The following is a 10,819-nucleotide window of genomic DNA, read 5'->3' on the forward strand; positions in this document are numbered from 1 at the left end:
CGGCAACAGCGGCGCGGTCACGCATGGCGGTCTCCCTTCGTTCGTCACATCGGCGCGCCGCCCACGATCCCGGCGCCGCGCCGATGTGACGAACGAAGGGAGACCGCCATGCGTGACCGCGCCGCTGTTGCCGTCTCCCTGCCGCAGCACGAGGTGATCCTCGTGTCTTCGTCGCCCCGGTGTCCGCTGCGCGGCGGCACCGGCTGACCGGGACGAACGCCTGGCGACTCCGACGACCTTGACGTGACGTCAGGGTGCGGTGGCCCCAACCCCATTTCGCCCGGGAATCGCGCTGCCCCTTTTCTGAACGCATCGAAAGGCCCTGGGCCGTGCGCACCCACCTCACCCCGCTCGCCGTCGTCCGCAACCTCGGCATCCTCGCCCACGTCGACGCCGGCAAGACCACCGTCACCGAACGGATCCTGTTCGCCACCGGCACCACGCACAAGCGCGGCGAGGTCCACGACGGCACCACCGTCACCGACTTCGACCCGCAGGAGCGCGATCGCGGCATCACCATCTTCGCCGCCGCGGTGAGCTGCGCCTGGGACGGTCACCGGATCAACCTCATCGACACCCCCGGGCACGTCGACTTCGCCGACGAGGTGGAGCGTGCGCTGCGGGTGCTCGACGGGGCGGTGGCCGTGTTCGACGCGGTCGCCGGGGTGGAGCCGCAGAGCGAGTCGGTGTGGCGGCAGGCCGACCGGCACGGCGTACCGAGGATCGCCTTCGTCAACAAGATGGACCGCGCCGGGGCCGACCTCGACGCGGCCGTGGCGTCGATCCGCGAGCGGCTCCACCCGGCGCCCCTGGTAGTGCAGTTGCCGATCGGCACGGAGGACACCTTCACCGGCGTCGTCGACCTGGTGCGCATGCGCGCACTGCTGTGGGACGACGGCGGCTCCGTCGTGCAGACGCCGGTGCCGGACGGCCTGCGGGACGAAGCCGCCGCCCGCCGCCGGGCGCTGGAGGAGGCCGTGGCGGAGCTGCACCCGGGCGCGCTGGAGGAGTTCTGCGACATGGGCACGCTCTCCGAGGGGACCCTCGCCGCGGCGTTGCGGGAGCTGACCCGGGACGGTGACGGCGTGGTCGTGCTGTGCGGCTCCGCCTACCGCAACCGCGGTGTCGAGCCACTGCTCGACGCGGTCGTGGCCTATCTGGCGTCGCCCCTGGACGTGCCACCGGTCCGCGGCACGCACGAGGGCGAGGAGCAGGCGCGGCCCGCCGACCCCGCGGCACCGGCCGCCGCCCTGGCCTTCAAGGTGCAGGCGACCCCGACAGGACGGCTGACCTATCTGCGGATCTACTCGGGCACGATCGAGAAGGGAGACACCCTGTGGGACGCGACCGCGCGGCGCACCGAGCGGATCGGGCGGATCCTGCGCGTCCAGGCCGACCGGCACGCCCCACTGGACCGTGCCGTCGCCGGGGACATCGTCGCCGTGGTCGGGCTGAAGTCCGCCCGGGCCGGCTCGACCCTGTGCGCACCGGATGCCCCGCTCGTGCTGGAGCCGCCCGGCGTGCCCGAGCCGGTCGTGTCGGTCGCGGTGGAGTCCCGCCGCGCCGGTGACACGGACCGGCTCGCGTCGGGGCTGGCCCGGCTCACCGAGGAGGATCCCTCGCTGGTCGTGCGCACCGACCCGGAGACCGGGCAGACCGTGCTGTCCGGCATGGGTGAACTGCACCTGGAGGTGGCGGTGGAGAAGCTCCGGCGCGAGCTGGGGCTGGAGGTCAACGTTGGCCGCCCCCGGGTCAGTTACCGTGAGACCGTCGGCCGGGGCGTGTCCGGTCTGGTCTTCCGTCACGTCAAACAGGACGGTGGGGCGGGGCAGTTCGCCCATGTCGTCCTCGACGTGGAGCCGTATGAGGAGGGCGGCTTCGAGTTCCGCTCGGCGGTCGTCGGCGGGCGGGTGCCGCAGGAGTACGTCCGGGCGGTCGAGGCGGGCTGCCGGGACGCCCTCGCCGAAGGGCCGCTCGGCGGGCACCCGGTGACGGGCCTGCGCGTCACGCTCACCGACGGGGCGACCCATGTGAAGGACTCCTCGGACACGGCGTTCCGCACGGCCGGCCGCCTCGGTCTCCGTGAGGCCCTGCGCGCCTGCGTGATGGTCCTGCTGGAGCCGGTCGTCGAGGTCACGGTCACCGTGCCCGAGGACGCGGTCGGCGGTGTGCTCGGCGACCTCGCCGCCCGGCGCGGCCGGGTGACCGGCTCGGTCACCCGTGCGGGCGCGGCGATCGTCACCGCCGCCGTGCCGCTGGCCGAACTGTTCGGCTACGCGACCCGGTTGCGCAGCCGCACGCAGGGCCGCGGCACCTTCACGGCCCGCCCCACCGGCTACGCCCCGGCGCCGGTGCGGTAGCGCACGGGCCGGGCCCCTCCCTTCCTCGCCCGAAGGGAGGGGCCCCCGGGTCCGTCTCGTCCTTCCTCACCGGGAGGGAGGGGCCCGCCGGTCCGCCCCACCCAGGAAGCTACGGGTACGACACCACCGTCGACGGCACCGTGGACGTCCCCGACGTCGGCGATCCCGTGTCGTTGATGACCCGCTCGTACTGCCCGTTGCCGCCCAGCGAGACCACGAGCAGGTCGTGGAAGCGCACCCCGGGTCGGTTCGGCGCGGCGAAGCCGTGGTGCTGCACGATGCCCGGGTCGACGTTGTAGTAGCAGTAGCTGCCCAGGCCCCAGCCCTCGTGGGTGGTGACGGCGTCCCCGACCCGGTAGGCGGCGTAGCCCTTGATGGAGCCGTTCTGGATCGCGGCCTGGTTCGGGGCGTCGTACGCCTTCTCGTTCTGGTAGAAGATCGTGCGGCCGCGCTCGCCGAACCACTGCACGTCGTACTTGTTGAAGTGCTCCACGAACAGCCCGGTCGCGAGCACGTCGTGGCCGTTGACGACGACGCCGTAGTCCGCGCGGTTGGTCTCCCAGCCGACGCCCTCGCCGTGGTCGGCGCGCCAGACCCAGGTGTGGTCGACGATGGTGTGCCGACTGTTGACGACCATGCTGGTGGTGGCCTTGCCCGGGCCCGCCCCGCCGATGCGGACGAACACGTCCTGGACGGTCGTCGGGTTGGCGGAGTGGTCGCGGGAGGCGCCCTGTGGGCCGATCTCCAGCAGAGTCGCGGAGTTGACCGGCCCGGCGTCGACGAGGAACCCGGCCAGGCGCACACCGTCGACGTCGGCGACCTTCAGCGCGGTGACGCCGTTGTCGGGGATGAGCGTGGCGTATCCCAGCCCCAGCACCACGGTGCCGGCGCGGTCGACGCGCACCGGCTGGTCGAGGTGGTAGATCCCCGGCGTCAGCAGCAGGTGGAGTCCCTCGGCGAGGGCCTGGTTGAGCGTGGCGGCCGATACGCCGGGCTTGGCGACGTAGAAGCGCGACAGGGGCAGCGAGGTGCCCCGTGGGGTACCGTTGCCCCAGGTGACACCCCGGGCATTGGTCCGCTTCTCCGGCAGGAAGACCCGGTACTCGCCGCCGCTGAGGTACAGGAACGGCTTCTCGCGGGAGACCGGCGTCGTGGCCAGCGTGGTGTACGGCGGGTTCGGGAAGCCCTGCGCGGGGGCGCCCTCGACACCGGAGAACACCATGTTCCACACGCCGTTGAGCCAGCCGCCGATCGCGCTGTCCCGGGTGTACCACTGCTGCTGGGAGTACGGCTGCACCTGGCCGTCGATCCGGCTGTCGGCGATGTAGCCGCCGCTGGACCAGCCGTAGCCGGTCGGGGCGAGGTTGAGGTTGCCGCGGATGTGCATCCGGCGGAACGGGGCCGCCTGCGAGACCGCCCAGCGGTTGGTGCCGTTCACGGGGACGACCGCGAGGTTCTCCGCCGAACGCCAGAAGTTCTGCGTGGCGTTGCCGTTGAACCAGCCCGCGTCGACCGTGATGTCGCCGTTGATGGTGGTGTCGTCGGGGGAGAGGCCGAGACCGGAGATCGAGGTGTAGAAGCCGATCTGCGCGTTGAGGCCGTGGTAGGTGCCGGGCTTGAACAGCAGCTGGTAGCGGCCGGTGCCGAACTGGGCCGACTCTTGCTGCCGGAAGATCTCGTCGAGTCTGCCCTGGATGTTCGGTGTGGCCGGGTCGAAGACCAGCACGTTCGGGCCGAGGTCGCCACCGCCGGGCAGGGCGCGCGGCTTCCTGCGCACGGGCGTCCTCCGTGCGTCGGGGGCGGCCGAGGCCGTGCCGGGCAGCGCCGTGAGCGCGGACGCGGCCGCGGCGGCGCCGAGGACGGCCCTGCGGCCGGGCGCGGGCAGGCGGGATGACGGGGAGTCAGGGTGCATGGGGCGGCTCTCCTGGTTCAGGAAGTGAACGGAGTGGGGTGCGGGGAGCGCTCTCTCGCCGCTGAATGGTTCATCCGTGGAACAGATGCGTCAAGGGGTGCGGCAAGACTTCCACGAGCGTGTCCAAAGCCTTGACGGGACTGCCTTCCGAGGATTAACTCACGTCCTAAATTAAGCCATGACGGCTTCCCTCTCGCCCCGGCTGTCGCCCCGGCGGAAGGGAGCCGTACTCCCGGAAGAGAGCCAGGAGCAGCCATGCGCAGCATCCGAGCCGCGGCGGCAGGCGCCGTCACACTGTCACTCGCCCTCGCGGCCACGGCCTGCGGAGGCGGCTCCGCCACCGGCGGCGGATCCAACGATTCGCCGAAGACGCTCACCTACTGGGCGTCCAACCAGGGCGCCAGCGTCGAGGTCGACAAGAAGGTCCTCCAGCCCGAACTCGACAAGTTCGAGAAGCAGACCGGCATCAAGGTGAAGCTGGAGGTCGTCCCCTGGTCGGACCTGCTGAACCGCATCCTCACCGCCACCACCTCCGGCCAGGGCCCGGACGTGCTGAACATAGGCAACACCTGGAGTGCCTCCCTCCAGGCCACGGGCGCGCTGCTGCCGTGGGACGCGAAGAACTTCGACAAGATCGGCGGCCGGGACCGGTTCGTGGACTCGGCACTCGGCTCCACGGGCGCGGAGGGCAAGGACCCGGCGGCGGTGCCGCTGTACTCGATGTCGTACGCGCTCTACTACAACAAGAGGCTGTTCGCCGACGCGGGCATCTCCGAGCCGCCGGCCACCTGGGACGAGCTCGTCGCCGACGGGAAGAAGCTGTCCAAGGACGGCAAGTGGGTCCTGGGCATGGAGGGTTCGAACCCGTCGGAGAACATCCACCACGCCTTCGTCTTCGCCAAGCAGCACGGCGCCGACTTCTTCACCGCCGACGGCAAGGCCGACTTCACCGGGGACGCGACGGTCGCCGCGGTCAAGCAGTACGTCGATCTGATGGCCAAGGACAAGGTCATCGCGCCGGGCAACGCCGAGTACGCGCAGAACCAGTCCGTCAGCGACTTCGCCAAGGGCAAGACGGCGATGCTGCTGTGGCAGTCCGCGTCCGCCAACCTCGAGTCGCAGGGCATGAGCAAGGACGACTACGGCATCGCCCCCGTGCCCGTGCAGTCCGGCACTCCCGGTACCGGCAAGCAGGTCAACTCGATGGTCGCCGGCATCAACCTGGCCGTCTTCAAGAACACCGACAACACCGACGGCGCCGCCGAGTTCGTGAAGTTCATGACGAGCGACGCCGAGCAGAAGATCCTCAACAAGGCCTACAGCACGATCCCGCCCGTCAAGTCGGCCCAGGCGGACCCGGCCTTCGCCACCCCGGCCAACAGCGTCCTCAAGGACACCCTGGCGAAGAGCGCCGTGGCACTGCCGCAGGTCGCCGACGAGTCCCAGTTCGAGACGGTGGTCGGCACCGCCATCAAGGGCCTGTTCGCCGACGCGGCCGCAGGGCGACCGGTCACCACCGGCTCGGTGAAGGCGGCCCTGGAGAAGGCCCAGCAGCAGATGCCGGCGGCCTGAGCGACATGACGACCACTGCCCAGGCCGAGAGGCCGGCGGTCCGCAAAAGCCCGCCCGGCGCGACGCGCGGCCCCCGCCGCCGCACCGGGCGGCTCCACCGCGTGGGCCTGCCCTACCTGCTGCTCCTGCCCGCCCTGCTCCTCGAACTCCTCGTCCACCTGGTGCCGATGGTGATCGGCATCGTCATGAGCCTCAAGGAGCTCACGCAGTTCTACATCCGCGACTGGGGCACCGCCCCCTGGTCCGCCCTCGACAACTACAAGGTGTCGGTGGACTTCGACGCTCCCGTCGGCGAGGCCCTGCTGCACTCGTTCCTCGTCACGATCGCCTTCACCGTGCTGTCGGTGGGCCTGTGCTGGCTGATCGGCACGGCCGCGGCGGTCTTCATGCAGGACTCCTTCCGGGGCCGCGGCCTGCTCCGGGCGCTCTTCCTGGTGCCGTACGCGCTGCCGGTCTACGCGGCCGTCATCACCTGGGTCTTCATGTTCCAGCACGACAACGGCCTGGTGAACCACGTCCTGCACGACCAGCTGGGCCTCACCGACAAGCCGTCCTTCTGGCTCATCGGCGACAACAGCTTCATCGCGCTGCTGACGGTGTCGGTGTGGAAGGGCTGGCCGTTCGCCTTCCTCATCGTCATGGCGGGCCTGCAGAACATCCCGGGCGAGCTGTACGAGGCGGCCGCCCTGGACGGGGCCGGCGTCTGGCAGCAGATCCGCCGGATCACCCTGCCGTCCCTGCGCCCGGTCAACCAGGTGCTGGTGCTCGTCCTCTTCCTCTGGACGTTCAACGACTTCAACACGCCCTTCGTGCTGTTCGGCCGGACCGCGCCGGAGGCCGCCGACCTCATCTCCGTGCACATCTACCAGGCGTCGTTCGTCACCTGGAACTTCGGCACCGGCTCCGCGATGTCCGTCCTGCTGCTGCTGTTCCTGCTGCTGGTCACGGGCGGATACCTGGCGCTCACCTCGCGCGGACGGAGAAAGGCCTCATGACCACGTCCCCCATGGCCCCGCCCCGCTCGTTCCTGTGGTCCCGGCGCATCTTCCTGACACTGCTGACGGGCTTCGTGCTGATCCCGGTCTACGTCATGGTCTCCAGCTCGCTGAAGCCCCTGGCCGACGTCACCGGAAGGTTCCGCTGGCTGCCGAGCGAGCTGACGATCCGCCCGTACATCGACATCTGGTCGACGGTCCCGCTGGCCCGCTACTTCGTCAACTCCCTCGTCGTGGCCGGAGCGGCGACGGTCTGCTCGGTGGTCATCGCCGTCTTCTCGGCCTACGCCGTCAGCCGCTACGACTTCCGCGGCAAACGCGTCTTCACCGTCACCGTCCTGTCCACGCAGATGTTCCCGGGCATCCTCTTCCTGCTGCCGCTGTTCCTGATCTACGTCAACATCGGCAACGCGACGGGCATCGCCCTGTTCGGCTCGCGCGGCGGCCTGATCCTCACCTATCTCACCTTCTCCCTGCCGTTCTCGATCTGGATGCTGATCGGATACTTCGACTCGGTGCCGCGCGAACTCGACGAGGCGGCCCTGGTCGACGGCTGCGGTCCGCTCGGCGCACTGTTCCGGGTCGTCGTCCCGGCGGCCGTGCCCGGCATCATCGCGGTCGCCGTGTACGCCTTCATGACCGCTTGGGGCGAGGTGTTGTTCGCCTCGGTGATGACCAACGACACCACCCGCACCCTCGCCGTCGGCCTCCAGGGCTACTCGACCCTCAACGACGTGTACTGGAACCAGATCATGGCCGCCTCGCTGGTCGTCAGCGTGCCCGTGGTCGCGGGCTTCCTGCTGCTCCAGCGCTATCTGGTGGCCGGCCTGACGGCGGGAGCCGTCAAGTGACCGACTCGCCCGTATCCGAAGGGACTTACGTGACCATCGACCTCGCCGCACTCCCGCACGACTTCCTGTGGGGCACGGCCACCTCGGCGTACCAGATCGAGGGAGCCGTGGCGGAGGACGGCCGCTCGCCGTCGATCTGGGACACGTTCTCGCACACTCCCGGGAAGACTGCCGGCGGCGACCACGGCGATGTCGCCTGCGACCACTACCACCGCTGGCGCGAGGACATCGCCCTGATGCGCCGGCTGGGCGTGAACGCCTACCGCCTGTCCATCGCCTGGCCGCGCGTCGTGCCGGGCGGCGACGGCCCCGTCAACACCAAGGGCCTCGCCTTCTACGACCAGTTGATCGACGGTCTGCTGGAGGCCGGCATCACCCCGTCCGTCACCCTCTACCACTGGGACCTGCCGCAGACGCTCCAGGACCGGGGCGGCTGGCCCGAGCGCGACACCGCGTCGGCCTTCGCCGAGTACGCCTCGGCCGTCGCCGGGCGCCTGGGCGACCGCGTCTGCCACTGGGCCACCCTCAACGAGCCCCTGTGCTCGGCGTGGATCGGTCACCTGGAGGGCAAGATGGCCCCCGGCCTGACCGACCTCACGGCGGCCGTGCGCGCCTCCTACCACCTGCTGCTCGGCCACGGGCTGGCGGCCCGGGCCATCCGCGCGGCGGCCCCGGGAGCGCAGGTCGGCATCGTCAACAACCTCTCCACCATCCACCCCGCCACCGACCGCCCCGAGGATCTCGCCGCCGCCCGCCGCATGGACGGCCACACCAACCGCTGGTGGCTCGACCCGGTGCACGGCAGGGGCTTCCCGTCGGACATGCGTGAGCTCTACGGCGTCGAACTCCCGGAACGACCCGGCGACTCGGCGGCCATCGCCGCCCCGCTGGACTGGCTGGGCCTGAACTACTACTTCCCGCAGACCGTCGCCGACGACCCCGAAGGCCCCGCACCGTACGCCCGGGCCGTACGCCGTGACGGCGTCCCGCGCACCGGCATGGACTGGGAGATCGACGCGAGCGGCATCGAGGACCTGCTGCTGCGGCTCACGCAGGACTACGGGGCCGGCCGGCTGTACGTCACGGAGAACGGCTCGGCCTACCCCGACGTCGTCCGCCCCGACGGCACGGTCGACGACCCCGAGCGACAGGAGTACCTGCTGGGCCACCTCGCCGCCTGCGCCTCCGCGGCCCGCCGCGGCGCCCCGCTGGCCGGCTACTTCGCCTGGTCGCTGCTGGACAACTTCGAGTGGGCGTACGGGTACGAGAAGCGGTTCGGGCTGGTGCACGTGGATTACGCGACGCAGAAGCGGACGATCAAGGGAGCGGGGCGGCGGTACGCGGAGGTCGTTCGGGCCCATAGGAGCCGGGCGCGCAGGGCTGCCTGAGAGGCGACCGACCGGGCGCCGGGGCTCCTGCCGGGGGTTCCGGCGGCCCATGGTCGGGTCCGGCGACGAGGTTCGCGCAGCTTGGCTTTCGGCAGGGCGCCGGAACGGCCGCCGGCGCCGGCCCGGGGCAATGATGTCCGCCGGCCGTTGACGTCCGCAGCGATGGGGCCGGGCGTGGGGGAGCGCGCCCGCGAGTACGTACCAGAGCGGCGGCATGCCGAAGGGCCCGAACCAGGTCGCTTCCGGTAAGGAGTGCGCACAGCTCTACACCAAGCCCTTGACCGGCGGCACGTGGGGACTGCTTGCCGAGAACCGCGACGGCCACACCGGCCCGAAGTGGAACGAGAAGTGTGGCCGTGCCTCCGTTCCCACGGATCAGAACACCGGCGCCTTCCGCGACCTCGGCATCAAGTTCGTTCCCCAGCTGCGGCTGCTCGACAAGGACGGGTCCTTCATCAGCGATCCCGGGTTCGAGCACTGCAAGAACGCCGACACCGTCTGCGCGTGGAAGAAGGTCGGCTGACTGACCCCTGACTGACCAAGCCTGTGGCCGGAGCACCCTGTGATGCTCCGGCCACGGTGCTACGCGAAGCGCGTCCAGTCCGGATCCCGCGGATGTGCCGGCCCGTCCCACACCAGCGCCTGATCGACGAGACCGGGCACCTTCGTGTCCCGGTGTCCGTCGGCGTACTCCACACCCCGGTTCCCGTACAGGGCGTCCGCGACTTCGATGAGGTAGTCGGCAAACGACGGCCAGACGCCCAACTTGGGAATGCCGGCCTCTTCGAAGGTGCCGATCCGTCCGTACCCCGGCCCTGGCGTGCAGTCCGTGAACAGCCCGTACAGACCGCTGCGGTCGGTCGCGGCGAATGCCAGGTAGCGCACCATGGGGTCGTCCGGCATACCGATCGTGTGAGGGCCTTCATCCCAGTACGGCAGATGCTGCACGGGAGGAATCCCGTGCTTCCTCGGCAACAGCCAGGCCGTCTCCTGTCCTTGTGGGGGGAGTCCGGTTTCGGGTTCGGATGTCCAGCCGAAGTCACCGGGGTGACCCGTGCCGTTGCGGAGGCGATAGAGCGCCTTGAGGCCTGGTGGGACGGTGAGGTCGAGTTCCTGCTCGACCTCACGGATGTCGGCCTCCGGGGCAGGCACGGGAAGCATCCGGTAGGAGCGCGGAGCGTGCTGCTCCAGCCACTTCTCGATCCTCGCCCAAGCGCCCGCCACGGCCTGCTCCTGCTGCTGATCGTCCGTCATCTCCGCGACCCTACGGGTCACATGCCGCTTTCCGGCAACCGAACGAACCTCTTCGGCCGCACGAAGCGGAAGTCCGAGTGCGACCGGTCCGAGGCGTCCGGTGGGTCGTCGGTCCGGTGAGTCGTTGTCGCCCGCATGGGGCCCGTGCTCACGGGCTCGGCGGCAGACCGGCAGCTCGGTGGGGCGCCTGCCGTAGGGTGCCTCCGCGACCACTCGACGCGGTGCCCACGACCGCCCACACTGTCTTGCCTTTCACCGCCGAGGAGCACTACCGGCTCACCCTCGCCCTGGCCGACGCGGGCCGCCCTGAGGAGGCCGGCGCCCTCCTCACCGCCGTCGACGCCGTCCTCGGCGAGCTCTCGGACAACGTCGCCAAGGGGGTCCGCGAGATCGCCGAGCGGACCGATGCACGCGTGCGGGAGGTCGACTGAGGACGTCCAGGGCGGGCGGCCGGCCCGCCCTGGACGTCCTCAGTCGACCTCCCGCA

Annotated in this window: 9 protein-coding genes; 7 read left to right on the forward strand and 2 right to left on the reverse strand. The window is 70.6% G+C overall.

All coding sequences use genetic code 11. The annotated features are described in order from the left end of the window. Positions 1-329 precede the first annotated feature (329 nt). Complete coding sequence (gene fusA, locus K4G64_RS35815; RefSeq protein WP_221760068.1) at positions 330-2,360, forward strand: elongation factor G; 2,031 nt, start codon at positions 330-332, stop codon at positions 2,358-2,360. Positions 2,361-2,469: 109 nt separating this feature from the next. Here the strand turns inward: fusA and K4G64_RS35820 are convergent, their stop codons facing one another. Continuing rightward, positions 2,470-4,272: a coagulation factor 5/8 type domain-containing protein gene (locus tag K4G64_RS35820; protein WP_221760069.1), complete on the reverse strand. Its 1,803-nt coding sequence runs from the start codon at positions 4,270-4,272 to the stop codon at positions 2,470-2,472. Positions 4,273-4,527: 255 nt separating this feature from the next. Between K4G64_RS35820 and K4G64_RS35825 the strand changes: the two genes are divergently transcribed. The 5 genes from K4G64_RS35825 (at position 4,528) to K4G64_RS35845 (ending at position 9,601) form a co-directional block, all read left to right on the forward strand. After that, positions 4,528-5,844, forward strand: coding sequence for a sugar ABC transporter substrate-binding protein (locus K4G64_RS35825; RefSeq protein ID WP_221760070.1), 1,317 nt, complete (start codon positions 4,528-4,530; stop codon positions 5,842-5,844). Positions 5,845-5,849: 5 nt separating this feature from the next. Continuing rightward, complete coding sequence (locus K4G64_RS35830; protein WP_221760071.1) at positions 5,850-6,839, forward strand: carbohydrate ABC transporter permease; 990 nt, start codon at positions 5,850-5,852, stop codon at positions 6,837-6,839. An 11-nt stretch (positions 6,840-6,850) separates the two neighbouring features. Beyond that, positions 6,851-7,690 (forward strand): carbohydrate ABC transporter permease, encoded by an 840-nt coding sequence (locus K4G64_RS35835; RefSeq protein WP_221760073.1) that lies wholly within the window; start codon positions 6,851-6,853, stop codon positions 7,688-7,690. A 29-nt stretch (positions 7,691-7,719) separates the two neighbouring features. Next, complete coding sequence (locus tag K4G64_RS35840) at positions 7,720-9,078, forward strand: GH1 family beta-glucosidase (protein ID WP_221760072.1); 1,359 nt, start codon at positions 7,720-7,722, stop codon at positions 9,076-9,078. A 214-nt stretch (positions 9,079-9,292) separates the two neighbouring features. Then, positions 9,293-9,601 carry a hypothetical protein gene (locus K4G64_RS35845; protein WP_260461444.1) on the forward strand — a complete coding sequence of 103 codons (309 nt, stop codon included), beginning with the start codon at positions 9,293-9,295 and terminating at the stop codon, positions 9,599-9,601. A 59-nt stretch (positions 9,602-9,660) separates the two neighbouring features. Here K4G64_RS35845 and K4G64_RS35850 read toward each other — a convergent pair whose 3' ends face one another. After that, positions 9,661-10,332 carry an SMI1/KNR4 family protein gene (locus K4G64_RS35850; RefSeq protein WP_260461445.1) on the reverse strand — a complete coding sequence of 224 codons (672 nt, stop codon included), beginning with the start codon at positions 10,330-10,332 and terminating at the stop codon, positions 9,661-9,663. Between the two features lie 245 nt (positions 10,333-10,577). On the opposite strand from K4G64_RS35850, the gene K4G64_RS35855 reads away from it, so the two are divergent. Continuing rightward, positions 10,578-10,763, forward strand: a complete 186-nt coding sequence (locus K4G64_RS35855) for a hypothetical protein (RefSeq protein WP_260461446.1) — start codon at positions 10,578-10,580, stop codon at positions 10,761-10,763. The last annotated feature ends 56 nt before the right edge of the window (positions 10,764-10,819 follow it).

Origin of the sequence: Streptomyces sp. WAC04114 (assembly GCF_019733245.1) — a bacterium.
Lineage (GTDB): Bacteria > Actinomycetota > Actinomycetes > Streptomycetales > Streptomycetaceae > Streptomyces > Streptomyces massasporeus_A.